The organism is Flavobacterium sp. CHNK8 (assembly GCF_019774515.1).
Taxonomy (GTDB): domain Bacteria; phylum Bacteroidota; class Bacteroidia; order Flavobacteriales; family Flavobacteriaceae; genus Flavobacterium; species Flavobacterium tiangeerense.
Genome location: NZ_CP081492.1, coordinates 882,211 through 898,848, shown reverse-complemented (window position 1 = coordinate 898,848; position 16,638 = coordinate 882,211). Strand labels below are relative to the sequence as shown.

At 34.3% G+C, this 16,638-nt stretch carries 19 protein-coding genes and 2 tRNA genes; 11 read left to right on the top strand and 10 right to left on the bottom strand.

The window, feature by feature from the left end; genetic code table 11:
- The first annotated feature begins 19 nt into the window (after positions 1–19).
- Entirely contained in the window at positions 20–1,882 is a 1,863-nt protein-coding gene (locus K5V07_RS03910) for a peptidase M61 (RefSeq protein WP_221916469.1), read from the top strand.
- 180 nt (positions 1,883–2,062) lie between these two features.
- Complete coding sequence (locus tag K5V07_RS03905) at positions 2,063–2,773, top strand: DUF4369 domain-containing protein (protein WP_221916468.1); 711 nt, start codon at positions 2,063–2,065, stop codon at positions 2,771–2,773.
- A 221-nt stretch (positions 2,774–2,994) separates the two neighbouring features.
- Here the strand turns inward: K5V07_RS03905 and K5V07_RS03900 are convergent, their stop codons facing one another.
- The 8 genes from K5V07_RS03900 to idi all read right to left on the bottom strand — a co-directional run bounded on the left by K5V07_RS03900 (position 2,995) and on the right by idi (position 6,784).
- Positions 2,995–3,456, bottom strand: coding sequence for a hypothetical protein (locus K5V07_RS03900; RefSeq protein ID WP_221916467.1), 462 nt, complete (start codon positions 3,454–3,456; stop codon positions 2,995–2,997).
- A 122-nt stretch (positions 3,457–3,578) separates the two neighbouring features.
- Positions 3,579–3,652 (bottom strand) — tRNA-Thr (locus tag K5V07_RS03895).
- 147 nt (positions 3,653–3,799) lie between these two features.
- Positions 3,800–3,873: transfer RNA gene (locus tag K5V07_RS03890), tRNA-Thr, on the bottom strand.
- Positions 3,874–3,951: 78 nt separating this feature from the next.
- Entirely contained in the window at positions 3,952–4,218 is a 267-nt protein-coding gene (locus K5V07_RS03885; protein ID WP_144893109.1) for a hypothetical protein, read from the bottom strand.
- 71 nt (positions 4,219–4,289) lie between these two features.
- Positions 4,290–5,249: a type I phosphomannose isomerase catalytic subunit gene (locus K5V07_RS03880; RefSeq protein ID WP_221916466.1), complete on the bottom strand. Its 960-nt coding sequence runs from the start codon at positions 5,247–5,249 to the stop codon at positions 4,290–4,292.
- A 96-nt stretch (positions 5,250–5,345) separates the two neighbouring features.
- Complete coding sequence (locus K5V07_RS03875; protein WP_221916465.1) at positions 5,346–5,807, bottom strand: peroxiredoxin; 462 nt, start codon at positions 5,805–5,807, stop codon at positions 5,346–5,348.
- Entirely contained in the window at positions 5,804–6,214 is a 411-nt protein-coding gene (locus K5V07_RS03870) for a 6-carboxytetrahydropterin synthase (protein WP_144893103.1), read from the bottom strand. The genes K5V07_RS03875 and K5V07_RS03870 overlap by 4 nt, the downstream gene beginning before the upstream one ends.
- 12 nt (positions 6,215–6,226) lie before the next feature.
- Positions 6,227–6,784 (bottom strand): isopentenyl-diphosphate Delta-isomerase, encoded by a 558-nt coding sequence (idi, locus tag K5V07_RS03865; RefSeq protein ID WP_221916464.1) that lies wholly within the window; start codon positions 6,782–6,784, stop codon positions 6,227–6,229.
- 383 nt (positions 6,785–7,167) lie between these two features.
- Between idi and msrB the strand changes: the two genes are divergently transcribed.
- Together msrB and K5V07_RS03855 are read left to right on the top strand one after the other, a co-directional pair.
- Entirely contained in the window at positions 7,168–7,728 is a 561-nt protein-coding gene (msrB, locus tag K5V07_RS03860) for a peptide-methionine (R)-S-oxide reductase MsrB (protein ID WP_221916463.1), read from the top strand.
- A gap of 207 nt (positions 7,729–7,935) precedes the next feature.
- Positions 7,936–9,243 (top strand): amidohydrolase, encoded by a 1,308-nt coding sequence (locus K5V07_RS03855; protein ID WP_221916462.1) that lies wholly within the window; start codon positions 7,936–7,938, stop codon positions 9,241–9,243.
- A gap of 61 nt (positions 9,244–9,304) precedes the next feature.
- On the opposite strand, the gene K5V07_RS03850 is transcribed toward K5V07_RS03855, so the two are convergent.
- The gene (locus K5V07_RS03850; protein ID WP_221916461.1) at positions 9,305–10,873 is read right to left on the bottom strand and encodes an NAD(P)/FAD-dependent oxidoreductase; all 1,569 of its coding nucleotides are present in this window, start codon (positions 10,871–10,873) and stop codon (positions 9,305–9,307) included.
- Positions 10,874–11,064: 191 nt separating this feature from the next.
- Between K5V07_RS03850 and K5V07_RS03845 the strand changes: the two genes are divergently transcribed.
- Positions 11,065–11,304, top strand: coding sequence for a hypothetical protein (locus K5V07_RS03845; protein WP_144893094.1), 240 nt, complete (start codon positions 11,065–11,067; stop codon positions 11,302–11,304).
- A gap of 2 nt (positions 11,305–11,306) precedes the next feature.
- Here the strand turns inward: K5V07_RS03845 and K5V07_RS03840 are convergent, their stop codons facing one another.
- Complete coding sequence (locus tag K5V07_RS03840) at positions 11,307–12,128, bottom strand: purine-nucleoside phosphorylase (RefSeq protein WP_221916460.1); 822 nt, start codon at positions 12,126–12,128, stop codon at positions 11,307–11,309.
- A 62-nt stretch (positions 12,129–12,190) separates the two neighbouring features.
- On the opposite strand from K5V07_RS03840, the gene K5V07_RS03835 reads away from it, so the two are divergent.
- Genes K5V07_RS03835 through K5V07_RS03810 form a run of 6 tightly spaced genes read left to right on the top strand, consistent with a single transcriptional unit; the run spans position 12,191 to position 16,637 of the window.
- Positions 12,191–12,940 (top strand): DUF547 domain-containing protein, encoded by a 750-nt coding sequence (locus K5V07_RS03835; RefSeq protein WP_221916459.1) that lies wholly within the window; start codon positions 12,191–12,193, stop codon positions 12,938–12,940.
- A gap of 10 nt (positions 12,941–12,950) precedes the next feature.
- A complete protein-coding gene (locus K5V07_RS03830; protein ID WP_086452673.1) occupies positions 12,951–13,286 on the top strand; it encodes an arsenosugar biosynthesis-associated peroxidase-like protein in 336 nt (111 codons plus the stop codon).
- Complete coding sequence (arsS, locus tag K5V07_RS03825) at positions 13,283–14,350, top strand: arsenosugar biosynthesis radical SAM (seleno)protein ArsS (protein ID WP_221916458.1); 1,068 nt, start codon at positions 13,283–13,285, stop codon at positions 14,348–14,350. The genes K5V07_RS03830 and arsS overlap by 4 nt, the downstream gene beginning before the upstream one ends.
- A 9-nt stretch (positions 14,351–14,359) precedes the next feature.
- A complete protein-coding gene (locus K5V07_RS03820) occupies positions 14,360–15,007 on the top strand; it encodes an aquaporin (protein WP_221916457.1) in 648 nt (215 codons plus the stop codon).
- Between the two features lie 11 nt (positions 15,008–15,018).
- A complete protein-coding gene (gene arsM / locus K5V07_RS03815) occupies positions 15,019–15,990 on the top strand; it encodes an arsenosugar biosynthesis arsenite methyltransferase ArsM (protein ID WP_221916456.1) in 972 nt (323 codons plus the stop codon).
- Positions 15,991–16,043: 53 nt separating this feature from the next.
- Positions 16,044–16,637: a TIGR04282 family arsenosugar biosynthesis glycosyltransferase gene (locus K5V07_RS03810; protein ID WP_221916455.1), complete on the top strand. Its 594-nt coding sequence runs from the start codon at positions 16,044–16,046 to the stop codon at positions 16,635–16,637.
- The last annotated feature ends 1 nt before the right edge of the window (position 16,638 follow it).

Sequence of the window (16,638 nt, the reverse complement as noted above, 5' to 3'; positions counted from 1 at the left end):
TTAAAATAAAATCTATTCCATGAAAAAAATACTATATTCCTTAGCAGTTGTATCAATGCTGTGGAGTTGTAAAACAACAAGCACAACAGCAACGTCTTCTGTAAAAGAAGAAGTTAATGTAACAATTGACATTAACAATGTAAAAGAGGACAAGGTGTTAGTAACTGTTGTTGCTCCAAAAATAAAAACAAACGAAATCACATACAGTGTCCCAAAAATAATTCCGGGTACCTACTCCATAGATGATTATGGAAAATACATGGAAGATTTCAAAGCATTTGATAGCAAAGGCGGACAACTTACCGTTACTAAAACAGATGACAACACTTGGAACATTCAAAACGCAACTACATTAAGTAAAATAACATACCTTGTTAATGATACTTTTGACACTGAAAAAGGTGGTGGTTTTGGTAAAAATGATGTTTTCTCTCCAGCAGGAACAAATATTGATGCCGGTAAAAACTTCATGCTGAACATGCACGGTTTTGTAGGTTATTTTGAAAATAAAAAAGACATACCATACACCGTTACGGTCTCACATCCTGAAACATTGTGGGGCGCTACATCCATGAAAGATCTTGACGTAAGTACCTCAACAGACGTATTTAGCACCCCTAGATACTCAGAACTTGTAGAAAACCCAATCATGTATGCGAAACCGGATTATACTACATTTACTGTTGATGGGATGGAAATATTGATTAGTGTTTTTTCACCAAATGGAAAAGTGACCGCAGAAAGTATTACTCCGGATATGAAAACCATGATGATTGCTCAAAAAACATTTTTAGGGAAAATAAATGCTACAAAAAAATACACTGTATTGCTGTACTTATCAAGCATGACCCCTACAGATGCAAAAGGTTTTGGCGCATTAGAACATCCTACAGCAACCACGGTAGTACTGCCAGAAGCAATGCCTAAAGCTGAGCTCGTAAATGCAATGAAAGATGTAGTTTCACATGAATTTTTTCACATTGTAACTCCGTTAACAATTCACTCTAAAGAAATTCACTATTTTGATTTTAATAGCCCAAAAATGTCCGAACATTTATGGATGTATGAAGGAATTACAGAATATTTCGCAAATCTTTTCCAAATCAATCAAGGGTTGATTACTGAGGAAGAATTTTACACGCGAATGGCTGAAAAAATTGAAAACTCAAAAAAACTAAACGACACCATGCCTTTCACAACCATGAGTGCCAATGTTTTGACAGAGCCTTACAAAGCACAATACTTAAACGTATATGAAAAAGGAGCACTTATAGGAATGTGTTTGGATATCATCATCAGAGAAAAAAGTAATGGTGAAAGAGGTATTCTAGATTTAATGCAGAAATTATCTGTGGAATATGGCGTTTCAAAACCATTTAATGACAAAGAACTTTTTGACAAAATAACTTCATTTACTTATCCTGAAGTAGGTGATTTCTTAAAGACTTATGTAGCAGGCCCTACTCCTATTCCTTATGAATCTTTTCTAGCTAAAGTAGGAGTTGTAAAAACATCTGAAAAAGTTCCAGCAAATGTATTCCTTAAAGGTCAAGTTCCGTACATTACAGTAGACCAAGCAACAAAGGAAATTAGTATCATCCCAAACATAGAACTTAATGTATTTTACAGCACTTTAGGACTTGTGGGAGGTGACACCATTCTTGCCATCAATGACAAAGCTTACTCGCTTACTAATATTTACGAAATGATAACTGATAGCCAAAAATGGAAAGAGGATGATTCAGTTGCTGTAAAAATTAAACGTAACGGCGTAGAACAAGTGATCAAAGGAAAAGTAAAACTTCCTTACGAAGACAAGGAAGAACTCAAAGCTACAGATGTATCTAAAACCACACTAAAACAAGCATGGTTAAAAGGATAATAATTTTAACTCAATAAACAGAATCCTAATTTAGAAATAAATTAGGATTTTTTTGTAAAATAAAAAAAACACAACAGCATTCCAACATTTTTCTTTATTTTGCGCCACAATAACAATGAAACCAAAACCGCTGTACAACGCTTATAAACAGCACTATTTAATCACAACATCAATATCAACATGAAAAAAACAATATTTGCTCTTGTTACACTAGCATTATTATCCTCTTGTAATAAAGAAGATGCAAAAGGCAACCTACACATCACAGGAAACATCAAAGGTTTAAAAAAAGGGACTCTATACCTGCAAAGAATCGTAGATACTACATTAGTTCCTTTAGACACCATAAATATCGATGGCAATGCTTCATTCGAAAGTCATATCAACTTAGAATCACCAGAAATGCTGTATTTATTCCTTGATAGAGGTGTAAGTAATTCATTAGACAACAACCTTTCTTTTTTTGCAGAACCAGGTAAGATGACTATTAACACTAGCTTAGATAATTATTTGATGGATGCCAAAGTTACAGGGTCAAAAAACAATGAGGTATTTGAAGAATACAAATTAATAAAAACTCGTTTTAATGAAGAAAACTTGGAGTTAATCCAAAAGAAATTTAGCGCAATTAAAACCAAAAACAACAACAAAATTGACAGTTTAAGTGCTAAGCAAGATTCTAATTTAAAAAGAAGGTATTTATTTGCTACAAATTTTGCTTTAAATAATAGAGATTATGAAGTTGCTCCTTACATTGCCTTATCTGAAATATACGATATCAACTTAAAATACTTAGATACCATCCAAAAAGCAATGTCGCCTAAAGTAGCACAATCTCTTTATGGAAAAAAGCTAACAAAATATGTAAGCTCGTTGAAAAAACAAGAATAAACACAATCCGTTTTGAAACATTTTAAACTGCCCAAGAAGATATTTTTTGGGCAGTTTTTTTATGCTTTTCTTGAAATGTGTTTTAAAAAACCTCACTTGTAAATACTTAATACTAAAGTTTCTTAAAAAAGTGATGTCTGTTATTTAAAGATAATGTTCTGCCTTTAATTGTAGTTGATTCATAAAATATAATGCAAGCTACAATATTGCAAAATGGGTGCTTAAAAGGATGAGAAGAGCCCCATAAACATCATTCCTACAAGAAGCAATACGTATAATGAAAAAACTACCAAGGTCATAATTCCAATATATTTATAGTGTGATTTCAAATATCTAAATGAAAGGGTTAAAGCAGCCGTGTCACTATTTTTTATGGCCACTTTAGCATTTGAAGCAAATTTATTCAGGTAATAGATCGGAAAAAAATAAAGTGCTCCTATCAAAATATAAACGAATGCAACCCCTAAACCCATTGACGATTCTAAAAACCCCATTGAATTACTAGTACTACCTACAACTGCAAACGTTATTCCTAGAATTAAAGCAATCAAGACAATAAACCCTACGCCTATAAATCCTAGAATAGACAAATAATAAGCCCATTTTGCAGTTTCAGCTAATAAATCTTTGGCGGTTGTAGTAATTTGTAAATCGAAATTTTCAACGGTAGTTTGTTCTTCCATAATTAATAGATGTTAGTGTTAGTTTTCAAATATAACAATAACAATCAATTTAAAAGAATATTATGTAAGTAATTATTGCCATAAAAAAAACCACCTAATAAAAATTAGATGGTTTATAGAAGAGCCGGCGGAGGGACTCGAACCCACGACCTGCTGATTACAAATCAGCTGCTCTAGCCAACTGAGCTACGCTGGCGACTCATTACTAGTGCAAATATAATGCTGTTTTTTAATTAAACAAATATTTTATTTAAATATATTTCAAATATCTTTCATCCTACTGCAACCTAGACATTTATTTATATTCCAAAAAAAAACCACCTAAAAAGGTGGTTTTACAATGAGCCGGCGGAGGGACTCGAACCCACGACCTGCTGATTACAAATCAGCTGCTCTAGCCAACTGAGCTACGCTGGCGTCTCATTTCGAGTGCAAATATAGAGATGAATTTGACTTATCCAAAATAATTTTGCAATTTTTTGTCAATTAATTTGACTACAATTCGTTGATTTTAGTAATCAATTGATTTGCAGTTTGTTCTAATTCTACATTGATTTGCTTGAAATGTGCTTTTTTGTTTTCAACATTTTTAGCATTTACTTTAGTAATCAAAACATCAAAAGCTGCAATAGCCTCATCAATTAAATTATTTGTTTCTGTAGTAGGTTTTCCTGTTGTAGAAATTTCATATAAATAAACTGCTTCAATAATATCACCTAAAACGTAATTGATGTCTTTCTTTAAATTTTTAACGTTTGCCATTTTTATTTTTTTAAAATTTGATTTTTAATTTGCGTTTGCAAAAGTACATATAATCTTTCTATTCCTGACTATTAAATGTAAATTTCTAAAATAGAAGCTTTTCCACTGATTACAAAAGCGCTTATGTATGCAGGAATCAATAGTGTGTCCCCTTTTTTATATTGGTATACTTTTTCATTTAGTTCTAAACTAAAATTGCCATCAACACACATGTATACTGTAAAGGATTCATTTGTTTTACTAATTGAAACCTCACCATCTAACGGCAAAAAATTAGTTGTAAAATAAGGACATTGAACCATTTCATTAGAAAGGTTAACCTCTTTTAAATAGTGTCTTTGAGTATCTACCCTATTGTAATTAATAGCATCCAAAGCTAAATCAACATGAAGCTCTCTTGTGTTTCCAGTAGCATCGACCCTATCAAAATCATAGATGCGATAGGTAATATCAGATGTTTGCTGTATCTCTGCAACCACCATTCCAGCTCCTATAGCATGTACAGTCCCTGTTTCTAAAAAGAAAACATCACCTACAAAAACCTTTTTTTGATCTAAAATAGAAAGCAAAGTTTTATTTTTCAAGCTAGAGACATATTCCCCTGCATTTGAATTATTTTTGAAACCAACAATAATTTTAGCGTCTTCATCAGCCTGCATAACATACCACATCTCTGTTTTTCCAAAAGATTGATGTCTATCTTGCGCTAAAGCGTCATTAGGATGAACCTGAATGGACAGATCCTCTCGAGCATCTAAATATTTAAAAAGGAGCGGAAATTGAAGTCCGAATTTTTCATAAACTCGTGTTCCAAGAATTTCCTCAGGAAACTCTTCTAATAATGCCATCAACGATTTTCCTTTCCAAAATCCATTCGCAACCACACTTACATCACCAGCAACTGCTGATAGTTCCCAACTTTCACCAGTTATAGTAGACGTAATAGATTTTCCTAAAACGTTTTTTAACTTTTCACCACCCCAAATTCTTTCTTTGAGTATGGGTTCAAATTGTAAAGGATAAAACTGCATAACGAAAGGGTTTAGTTCTTATTAAAAACAACGCCAAAAAAAGCTTTAGAAATTGTTCCTAAAGCCTATTTAAATGTAAAAATAAGAAAACTATAGTTAAGGAACTAGTTTTTTTATCGCCTGTAATGCCTTAGGTATGTGTTTTGTTGCCAATACACTATCAAAAACCATCTGCACAACACCTTGTTTATCTGTCACATACGTCACTCTTCCTGGTACTAAACCAAAAAGACCAGTAGGTACTCCAAAACTTTTACGTATTGCTTTATCATTATCTGATAGCAATATAAAAGGTAGTTTAAATTGCTTAGAAAATTTCTGGTGAGACGCTGTACTGTCACTACTTATCCCTATAACTTCGGCTCCTAAATCTTTAAAATCTTCATATTGATCTCTAAAACTGCAAGCTTGGGCAGTACATCCAGGTGTATTATCTTTTGGATAAAAATAAATCACTAAAGGCTTATGCCCTACAACACTTGCGCTGTCAAAGGTGTTGCCATCTGTATCAATAGCTGTAAAATGCGGAATTACATCTCCTACTTTTAATTCTTTCATTGTCCTTTATAGGTTACAAAGTTACGCGGTGTTTCATACAATACTACTTCCAAATCAAATTCGGGTTTGATTTTCTTTTTGATTTTATTCCAAATTACAACTACAATATTCTCAGCTGTGGGGTTCAAATCTTTAAAATCTGGCACATCTAAATTTAAGTTTTTGTGATCAAATTGATTTTCAACTTCCTCTTTAATTATGTCACTTAAGAATTTTACGTCCATAACATAGCCTGTTTCTGGATCAATTTCACCTGTTACACTTACTATTAAATCGTAATTATGTCCGTGGAAATTGGGGTTATTGCACTTCCCAAACACGGCATCATTCTGTTCGAAAGTCCAATCCTTTCTATACAATCTATGTGCTGCATTAAAATGAGCTTTTCTGGAAATGGTAACTTTCATATTATATAGAAATTAGTTGTTTTTTATGTTGTGCGAAGTTAACGGGCTTTTATGTTCCTCAAGATAATGATAAAACTCGTCAAAAATAATTTTGAACCATACGGTATACAATTCAGGATTAACGACCATGTCTTTTTTCACGTCTTCAATTTTCATCCATTTCCAGCTCTCTACCTCATCCCTATTAATTACCGGAGCCTCATTGTAATACCCTATCATAACATGATCCAGCTCGTGTTCTGTTAACCCATTATCAAAAGGTGCTTTGTATATAAAATGAAACAACTCTTTCAGCTCAGTCACAAAACCCATTTCTTCATGCAATCTTCTTGTTCCAGCTTGGATATTAGTCTCTCCCTCTCTTTGATGACTGCAACAGGTATTGGTCCACAATAATGGGGAATGGTATTTTTGATGTGCTCGTTGTTGTAGCATGATTTCATTTTGACTATTCAAAACAAAAACAGAAAAAGCGCGATGCAAAACTGCTTTTTGATGCGCTTCTAGTTTTGGCATAAGCCCAATTTGTTCGTCGTGTTCATTGACTAAGATTACATTTTCTTCTGGCATGTTTGTATATTATGACTTCAAAAGTACGAAAAAAAATAATGGGATTAAGTGTTTAACATTCTGTTTCGAATTGTTCAATCTCATTTGAAAACATTTCTATTTAATTTAGTTAACAGAAAATTTCAATACTAAATCAACTACTTTATTTCATTTTTACAAATTGAACAAAACCTTATTAAACAAGTCATTGGAGCTGTTGTACAATTAAATCACCTTGCTATGCTATCAAATACCTATTCCATGAAAAACTTTTGTAATTCAAAATCTAAACTTTGTTTTTTAACGTAAATAACAAAAGTTAAATAACTTCTTAAAAGCGTTAATTTGTTAAAAACAAGATCGCTTAAGTCTTAAAATGAATTTATATTTGTAAAAAAGAAATCATGAAAAATACAGTCACTTTTTTTTGCGTCCTGTTCGCAATACCGCTTTTTATGTTTACTGCCTGTGCACAAAACACAGTCAAAAAACAACCTTTAAATAAAACCACTACAAGTGGAACAGTACTTTCAAAACCTGAAAATCCATATTATTCCAATACCGATACGGCAAAACTCAATGTTAGTAATGCCGAATGGAAAAAAGTTTTACCCGCGGATGTTTATGACGTTACGCGAAATGCGGACACCGAAAGACCTTTTACAGGAAAATATTGGAACACTGATGAGAAAGGAACGTATTATTGTGCTGCTTGTGGGAATAAATTGTTCCGATCTGGTGCTAAATTTTCTAGTAATTGCGGCTGGCCAAGTTTTTTTGAACAAGATAATAAGAACAGCGTAGTTTACAAAAATGATAATTCATTAGGAATGGAACGTATCGAAGCCCTTTGCGGACGATGTGATGGGCATTTAGGACACCTTTTTGATGATGGTCCAGAGCCAACAGGTAAAAGATATTGTATGAACTCTATAGCTCTTGACTTTATTCCTGACAATAAATAGAGAGAAAAATAAAGCGATATAGATTCTTTACAACCTCAAAAAAACCAGCTTGAAAACATATTTTCAAGCTGGTTTTTTTATTTTAGGCAACGAGAAGTAAAAAGCCAACAAGTTGAAAAATATTCATTACTTTTGAAAAAATCCGTTTTAAATTTGATCACTTCAATTCATTTGCTTTAAGCGGTTTACACCTAATATTTATACAAAATGAACACCTATTACTTACTACCTTGTTTACTACTGTTTTCAATTGGAACACAAGCCCAAAATAGCGCATTGAAAAGCAAAATCGCCACAAAAGCAGCTGTTATGGAGTCGAAAGTAGTGGATTGGAGGAGAGATTTTCATCAAAATCCAGAATTAGGAAATCGCGAATTTAAAACTGCCGAAAAAATAGCAACCCATTTGCGAAGCTTAGGAATTGAAGTTCAAACTGGAATTGCCAAAACCGGAGTTGTAGGTATTTTAAAAGGAGGAAAACCAGGACCTGTTGTGGCTTTACGAGCAGATATGGATGCCTTACCTGTAAGCGAACGAGTGAATTTACCCTTTGCCTCAAAAGCTACTGGTGAATATAATGGAACTAATGTGGGCGTGATGCATGCTTGTGGTCATGACACTCACGTAGCCATGTTGATGGGTACTGCCGAAATTTTGGCTTCAATTAAAAGTGAAATAAAAGGAACTGTAAAATTTATTTTTCAACCCGCTGAAGAAGGACCTCCAGAAGGGGAAGAAGGAGGAGCTGAATTGATGGTTAAAGAAGGCGTTTTGAACAACCCAAAAGTGGATGTTATTTTTGGGCTACACATTAATGCTCAAACCGAAGTGGGCCAAATCAAATACCGCCCAAAAGGAACCATGGCTTCCTCTGACTGGTTTACCATAAAAGTTAATGGCAAGCAATCACATGGAGCCTATCCGTGGCAGTCTGTTGATCCTATTGTTACCGCATCGCAAATTGTTATGGGCTTACAAACTATAGTTAGTAGAAATGTAAACCTTACTCAAAATGCTGCTGTGGTAAGTGTAGGCCAAATTAATGCCGGAGTAAGAAGCAATATTATCCCAGAGTCTCTAACGATGACCGGTACCATTAGAACATTAGATGCAGAAACGCAAGATTTCATTCATGGTAAAATAAAAACGATCGCTACTAATATTGCTACAAGTGCAGGTGGCTCGGCTGAAGTTGCAATTTACAAAAAAACTTTAATCACTTATAACGAGCCCTCACTTACAGAGCAAATGCTTCCTACTTTACAAGAAGCTGCCGGAAAAGAGAATGTTATTTTAACCGAAGCGGTAACCGGAGCTGAAGATTTTTCTTTCTACCAAGCAAAAATACCGGGTTTATATTATTTTATTGGAGGAATGCCAAAAGGTAAAAAACCGAGTGATATGCCCTCACACCATACACCCGACTTTTATATTGACGAAGGGAGTTTTGTACTTGGAATGACCACTATGGCACATCTTACTTTGGATTATATGGATATGAAAACCAAAAAATAATTCAACAATCTAAGTAAGTTTCATTCTAAAATAATTTTGACGCGTTTTTCTAGAACTATAATCAAACTTTATTTTTCAATACTTGAGCAATCATTTGTGCGCATTTTTCACCATCTATTGCAGCCGAAATAATTCCTCCTGCATATCCCGCTCCTTCGCCACAAGGGTACAAACCTTTTATTTTTACATGTTCATAAGTAATAGGATCTCTTGGTATGCGCACTGGCGATGAAGTTCTGGATTCTGGTGCGTGAAGAATAGCCTCGTTTGTTAAATAACCTCGCATTGATTTACCAAACTCAGAGAAACCTTCTCGCAAAATGTGCGTCAAATTACTTGGAAATACTTGACCCAATTCTACAGACGTCGTTCCAGGTACATAAGATGTCTTAGGAATATCTGACGATACTTTTTTTTGTGTAAAATCAATCATACGTTGCGCTGGCACTTTTTGACTTTCTCCTGCAAGGTGCCATGCACGTTGTTCTATACTTTTTTGAAACTCCATTCCAGCTAGCGCTCCAAACTTAGCAAAAGGCTTGAAATCTGCTAACTGCAACTCAATTACAATACCTGAATTTGCTGTTGCTTGATCCCTTTTAGAGGGTGACCAACCATTTGTTACAACTTCGCCCGGACTCGTTGCGCAAGGAGCAATTACGCCTCCTGGACACATACAAAAAGAATACATACCGCGGCCAGCAACTTGCTTTACAATGGAGTACGGCGCTGGTGGTAAATGTTCTCCTCTATAATCACAACTATACTGTATACTATCAATTAAGGTTTGAGGATGTTCTGCACGAACACCTAAAGCAAAAGGCTTAGCTTCTATAAAAATTTGTTTTTTATCCAATAGCTCAAAGATATCACGCGCTGAATGTCCCGTGGCTAATATCAATTTATTAGCACGAATAGTGTCTCCTTTATGCGTAACAATCCCTTGAACTTCATTGTTTTTTACCAAAATATCAGCAACTCTAGTTTCAAACAAAACTTGACCTCCACATTCAATGATTTTTTCACGAATATCCTGAATAATTTGAGGAAGTTTATTGGTGCCGATGTGTGGGTGCGCATCTACAAGTATGTCATGAGAAGCCCCGAAAGCAACAAACAGTTCTAATATTCTATTGACATCACCTCTCTTTTTAGATCTGGTATACAATTTACCATCAGAATAGGTTCCTGCGCCACCTTCGCCAAAACAATAATTAGAATCTTCATGAACTATATGATCTACATTGATAGCTTTTAAATCTCTTCTTCTTCCGCGAACGTCTTTCCCTCTTTCTATTACAATAGGCTTTAGTCCTAATTCTACTAAGTGTAAAGCTGCAAAAAGTCCTGCTGGACCAGCTCCTACAACCAATACTTCCTGTGCATTTGCTACATTAGGAAAATCAGGCATAGTGAATCTTCTTTCGTCAATTACTTCCCCTTTTGTAAAAATTTCTACTTTGAGATTGATTTTTATTGCTTTTTGTCGGGCATCAATAGATCTTTTTAAAATAGAAACATGTTGCACATCTTCAGCTGCAACTTTAATTTGCTTTGCCAAATGGTTTTTGAGCAAATCATTATTTGCAGCTATTTCTGGGGTGACTTGTAGTGAGAGTTCTTGAGGCATTTTTTTAAAATCAACATTAGATGTTACATAGAAGTAGCATCCAAAATATTAGGGTACAAAAGTAACATTTTTTTTACAGTCAAAAGGACAAGAAGCAAGCACTATCCATGATTTCGAAAATAAAAAAATAAATTCATTTTAGAAATAGACTTCGTAACTTTGACATCAAAATAAGTTCAAAAAAAGAATACATGTCTCGTAAAATAAAATTAATCTGGGATTTTCGTGGTCCTAGTGCTGCAAAAACTGCAGAACACCATGAAATTCATCTCAAAGAATATATTGCAATTGAAAAATTACCTTTGCAAATCACAGGATTCGAAATTCAGGGTGAAATGCAAGCTATAGCATTTATGGTGGTTACTGATGAGCACATGATTCAAGTTCGTGATGCCTTAAAACCACATCGCGGAGAATTATATGCCGAATAATACTAGACAATACTGTGAATGGTTTCAAAGAACAACTGACTCAATTTTTCATCTGATTTACCTGCTATTGCAATAATTTCAGCAATATCAACAGGTTTTAAATTATCCGGATCACATTCATCAGTAATTACACTTACGGCAGCACAAGGCAATTTTAATTGATTGGCTACAATAACCTCGGGCGTTGTACTCATTCCAACCATATCAGCACCAATTCTACCAAGATAACGATACTCTGCTCTAGTTTCTAATTGTGGCCCATAAACTGAAGCATACACTCCTTTTTTTAGTAACAACTCCATTTTGCTAGCTTCGGTTAATAAGATATTATTTAGATTCTCGTCATAAGGCGCACTCATATCTGGAAAAATACCACCGTATTCAAAACTATTCAAGCCGGAAAGCGGACTGCCACCTTGTAGATTAATGTGATCCTCTAACAAAACCAAATCGCCTTTTTTGAAGTCTTTATTGATTCCGCCTGCAGCATTGCTCAACAACAAATGCTGGATACCTAATTTTTGTAAAACCCTAATAGGAAAAGTTACTTGCTGTAAACTGTATCCTTCGTATAAATGAAAGCGGCCTTGCATAGCAATTACTTTTTTGGATCCAATAGATCCAAAGAGCAACTTCCCTTTATGAAACTCAACAGTAGAGACTGGAAAATGCGGAATATCAGCATAATCAATTTCTTGTTCTACTACCAAATAATCTAAAAATTTTCCTAAGCCTGTTCCAAGGACTACTCCAACCTCTGGATTTAAAATTCCTTTAGAAATTAAAAAATCAGCTGATTGAGAAATTTGTGCTAAATATGTCATGTTTTAAAAAACTATTGTTGGTAAATTTCGTAAATAATAATAAATTTACAAAAACCCAAGCTATGAAAAACCTATTATTATTACTTTGTTTCACTCAAATACTTATGGCACAGCCTAAAGATTACGTAAAAATATCACAAGACTTTATTGAAGCAGCAAAATTTGGAGAAGGCAATACCGAAGAATTTGTAGCGCTAATTGCAAATGCAAAAGAAACAGACCTACTTAATCAACTTACAAATGACGATCTTAAAAAAGCATTCTTCATAAATCTTTACAATGGATTTACAAATTACGCTTTGAAAAAAGATCCCGAAAAATACAAGAGTCGTAGCGCTTTTTTCACATCAAAGCAATTTGTACTTGCTGGAAACGAATTGAGCCTTGACGATATAGAACATGGTTTTTTAAGAAAATCAAGTATTAAGTACAGTGTGGGGAAATTGAATAAAATTTTTCCGCCAAAACTTGAAAAAAAATTCCGCGTAGACAAACTAGATTACCGAATCCATTTTAGTTTAAATTGTGGCGCCAAGAGCTGTCCTCCTATATTTTTTTACGATCCAAAAAAAATCAATCAGCAACTTGATGTTGCCACAAAAAGTTATTTAACGGGTGACGCAAGTTATGATAAAGAGAAAAATATCTTGCGAGTTCCTGTTTTGATGAGCTGGTTCCGTGGAGATTTTGGAGACAAAAAAGGAATTTTAAAAATTTGCCAAGATTTAAAAATCATACCCGAAAATGTAAATCCTAAATTAGAGTATAACGAATACGATTGGAGTTTATTTCTAGAAAACTTTAAAAACTAAAAAAACACAAATGGACAAAAACTATTACAACTCAGACGATTTAAAAAAATTTGGTAACATAGTCGAATTTCAAAAAGAAATGGGCGAAAAATTCTTTGGCTATTATGGAGAAGTATTCAAAGAAGGTGAATTAACAGCTAGAGAGAAATCTCTAATTGCACTTGCAGTAGCACATGCCGTTCAATGTCCGTATTGTATTGATGCTTACAGTTCTGACGCCTATGAAAAAGGATATAGTGAAGGACAAATGATGGAGGCAGTTCATGTTGCAGCAGCTATTCGTGGTGGAGCTAGTTTAGTACATGGAGTTCAAATGATGAATAAAGTCAAGAAAATTAGTTTATGAGCGAGTTTGTAAAAGTTAAATTAAAGTCCCTCAAGGCCAATGAAAATATACTCTCTAAAGCAGCACATCAAATAGCCGTTTTAGAACAAAATCCAGATGTGTTTACCCCTTTCAAAACGCAGTTACAAACCATTGGCTTAAGCCCACTACAACCTACAAGTTTGGAAATTTTTCAAATTAATTTGGGTAAAATGTGCAACCAAGTTTGTACCCATTGTCACGTAGATGCTGGTCCTGATCGAAAAGAAATTATGACCAAAGAAACGATGGAAGTTATTCTGAAAGTTTTGAAAGTCAATACTAACTTTAAAATAGTAGATATGACCGGTGGTGCACCCGAGATGAATCCTAATTTTAGATGGTTTGTAGAAGAAGTTAGCAAACTAGGAATTCAAATGTACGTGCGTTGTAACTTGACTATCATCACTGCTAATAAAAAATACAACGACTTACCAGAATTCTTTAAACAACACCAAATAGAGGTCATCTCATCATTACCGTTTTATTCTAAAAATAGAACCGACAAACAAAGAGGTGATGGTGTTTTTGAAAGCTCCATAAAAGCTCTAAAAATGCTCAATGCGGTGGGTTATGGCAAACCTGATTCTGATTTAAAACTAAATTTAGTGTACAATCCAGCAGGAGCTTTTTTACCACCTGACCAAAATGCTTTAGAAAAAGAATACAAAACAGCTTTGCAAAAGGATTTTGGAATTGAGTTTAACAATCTGTTTGCTATAACTAATCTGCCTGTGAGCCGATACTTAGATTATTTGATTTCGTCAGGTAATTATGAAGATTACATGACCAAACTCATTGACGCTTTTAATCCTTCGGCAGCTCAAAATGTAATGTGTAGAAATACCATCTCTATAGGTTGGGACGGTTATATCTATGATTGCGATTTCAATCAAATGCTAGAGTTAAAAGTTACTTGCAAAGACGCGCAACACATTAGTAATTTTGATTCTAATGCCCTTTTAAACAGGACGATTATTATAAACAATCATTGTTATGGCTGTACCGCAGGCTCTGGTAGCAGTTGTGGTGGAGCAGTTGCCTAAAACGAAACTATGAGAGAAAATATTTCAGAATTTTTATGTACCTACATACTCGTGTTTTGTGGTACTGGTGCAATTATTATCAATCAAGAGACAAATGGCAGCGTTACTCATGTGGGTATTTGTATCACTTTTGGGTTAATTGTAATGGGGTTAATTTATGGTTTCGGACAAATCTCTGGAGCACACATGAATCCAGCCGTAAGTATTGCATTCGCTTTCTTGAAAATACTTCCAATAAAAAAATTGCCTTTTTATATAATTTCTCAAATTTTAGGCGGATTAGCAGCCAGCACAACACTCAAATTATTGTTCCCAAAAAATAATGGATTGGGAGGAACAATTCCATCCGGTACTGACGGTCAATCATTTGTATTAGAATTCATTCTGACCTTTATTTTAATGCTTGTCATATTAACAGTAGCATTAGGAAACAAAGAACATGCTCCTTTTGCTGGTATTTCCATTGGAGGCGTTGTATTACTCGAAGCCATGTTTGCTGGACCTATATGTGGCGCCTCTATGAATCCCATTAGATCTCTGGCACCTGCGCTTATTTCTGGTAATATGAACTCACAATGGTTGTACATTGTAGCACCTATAACAGCAACTATTCTTGCCTCAATTACATGGAATACCATTTTAAAAGAAAAAAACTAATAGTAACAAATATGGAAAATTATTTAGACGCAACAGTAAATTTATACCGAGATGCTGCACTTACTCCCGATGTGGGACTGTGCTGTACAACAACACCAATATGGAAATTTCCTGGCTTAGAAATTCCAAAAATAATGCAAGAAATGAATTATGGTTGTGGCAGTACCATTTCGGCTCAAGACTTAATCAACAATCCAAAAATATTATATGTAGGCGTAGGTGGTGGTATGGAATTGCTTCAATTCTCTTATTTTTCGCGTCAAAAAGGCGGTGTGATTGGTGTTGATGTTGTTGATGAAATGCTGGAAGCATCCAAACAAAATTTTAAAATTGCAGAGCAAGAAAACGACTGGTTCAAAAGTGAATTTGTCGAATTGAAAAAAGGAGATGCATTAAATCTACCGATCGAAAACGAAAGTATTGATATTGCAGCTCAAAATTGCTTGTTCAATATTTTTAAAACTGATGATTTAAGAAAAGCACTTGAAGAAATGTATCGGGTTCTCAAACCTCACGGAAGATTGGTAATGAGTGACCCAACTTGTGAACAAGAAATGAACGAAAATCTTAGAAATGATGACCATTTAAGAGCGCTTTGTTTGAGCGGAAGCATCCCAATCAAGGAGTATATTAAAATGTTGACAGATGTAGGTTTTGGAACTATAGAAATTAGAGGTCGAAGACCGTATCGAATTTTAGATCCTGAAAATTATGCTACTGATGAATTAATTTTTATTGAGAGTATTGAAGTTTGCGCTATAAAAGACCCTATGCCTAGCGATGGACCATGTGTATTCACAGGAAAGGCAGCTATTTTTTATGGCAAAGATGACTATTTTGATGATAAAAAAGGACATGTCTTGATGAAAAATCAACCTCTAGCAGTTTGTGACAAAACAGCACAAGCACTAGCCGATTTAAACCGAGCCGATATTTTTATAAGTGAATCAACGTTTCACTACAACGGAGGCGGATGTTGCTAAAAACTCTAAAGCTGCAGTATTCTTAATGCTGCAGCTTTACTTATTACCTTTATATGCAAAACAAAAAAGCTATCATTCTCTTTACTAAAAATCCTGAACTAGGAAAAGTCAAAACACGACTTGCCAAGACTATTGGCAACGAAAAAGCTCTTGACATTTACAAAAAATTATTAGTGCATACCCAAGAAATTGTTACTCCTGTTCGAGCTGACAAATTTGTATTCTATTCGGATTCGATTACGGAAGAGGACCAATGGAATGCGGGTTCGTTTTACAAAAAAGTACAACATGGTGATGATTTAGGCGCTAGAATGGCAAACGCTTTTCAAGAAATTTTTTGCTTAGGATATGAATCGGTTTGTATTATTGGGAGTGATTGCTACGAACTTACTTCTGACATTATTGACAAAGCGTTTTTAGCATTAGAAACGAATGAAACCGTTATAGGCCCCACATTTGATGGCGGCTATTATTTATTGGGAATGAACCAATTTCATGAAACAGTATTCAAGAATAAAACTTGGAGCACTGATAGTGTATATATTGATACGTTAACAGATTTTAAAAACCTAAACCTATCGTTTTCTAATTTGAATAAATTATCGGATATTGATGAGGAAAAAGATTTACCTCAACATTGGAAATAAA

Excerpts from the sequence above, each read along its gene's own strand:
- K5V07_RS03910 (WP_221916469.1), top strand. The coding sequence starts at position 20 with ATGAAAAAAATACTATATTCCTTAGCAGTTGTATCAATGCTGTGGAGT.
- K5V07_RS03845 (WP_144893094.1), top strand. The coding sequence starts at position 11,065 with ATGTCTCGTAAAATAAAATTAATCTGGGATTTTCGTGGTCCTAGTGCT.
- K5V07_RS03855 (WP_221916462.1), top strand. The coding sequence starts at position 7,936 with ATGAACACCTATTACTTACTACCTTGTTTACTACTGTTTTCAATTGGA.
- K5V07_RS03905 (WP_221916468.1), top strand. The coding sequence starts at position 2,063 with ATGAAAAAAACAATATTTGCTCTTGTTACACTAGCATTATTATCCTCT.
- msrB (WP_221916463.1), top strand. The coding sequence starts at position 7,168 with ATGAAAAATACAGTCACTTTTTTTTGCGTCCTGTTCGCAATACCGCTT.
- K5V07_RS03875 (WP_221916465.1), bottom strand. The coding sequence starts at position 5,807 with ATGAAAGAATTAAAAGTAGGAGATGTAATTCCGCATTTTACAGCTATT.
- arsM (WP_221916456.1), top strand. The coding sequence starts at position 15,019 with ATGGAAAATTATTTAGACGCAACAGTAAATTTATACCGAGATGCTGCA.
- K5V07_RS03810 (WP_221916455.1), top strand. The coding sequence starts at position 16,044 with ATGCAAAACAAAAAAGCTATCATTCTCTTTACTAAAAATCCTGAACTA.
- arsS (WP_221916458.1), top strand. The coding sequence starts at position 13,283 with ATGAGCGAGTTTGTAAAAGTTAAATTAAAGTCCCTCAAGGCCAATGAA.
- K5V07_RS03820 (WP_221916457.1), top strand. The coding sequence starts at position 14,360 with ATGAGAGAAAATATTTCAGAATTTTTATGTACCTACATACTCGTGTTT.
- K5V07_RS03850 (WP_221916461.1), bottom strand. The coding sequence starts at position 10,873 with ATGCCTCAAGAACTCTCACTACAAGTCACCCCAGAAATAGCTGCAAAT.
- K5V07_RS03830 (WP_086452673.1), top strand. The coding sequence starts at position 12,951 with ATGGACAAAAACTATTACAACTCAGACGATTTAAAAAAATTTGGTAAC.
- K5V07_RS03870 (WP_144893103.1), bottom strand. The coding sequence starts at position 6,214 with ATGAAAGTTACCATTTCCAGAAAAGCTCATTTTAATGCAGCACATAGA.
- idi (WP_221916464.1), bottom strand. The coding sequence starts at position 6,784 with ATGCCAGAAGAAAATGTAATCTTAGTCAATGAACACGACGAACAAATT.
- K5V07_RS03840 (WP_221916460.1), bottom strand. The coding sequence starts at position 12,128 with ATGACATATTTAGCACAAATTTCTCAATCAGCTGATTTTTTAATTTCT.
- K5V07_RS03885 (WP_144893109.1), bottom strand. The coding sequence starts at position 4,218 with ATGGCAAACGTTAAAAATTTAAAGAAAGACATCAATTACGTTTTAGGT.
- K5V07_RS03880 (WP_221916466.1), bottom strand. The coding sequence starts at position 5,249 with ATGCAGTTTTATCCTTTACAATTTGAACCCATACTCAAAGAAAGAATT.
- K5V07_RS03835 (WP_221916459.1), top strand. The coding sequence starts at position 12,191 with ATGAAAAACCTATTATTATTACTTTGTTTCACTCAAATACTTATGGCA.
- K5V07_RS03900 (WP_221916467.1), bottom strand. The coding sequence starts at position 3,456 with ATGGAAGAACAAACTACCGTTGAAAATTTCGATTTACAAATTACTACA.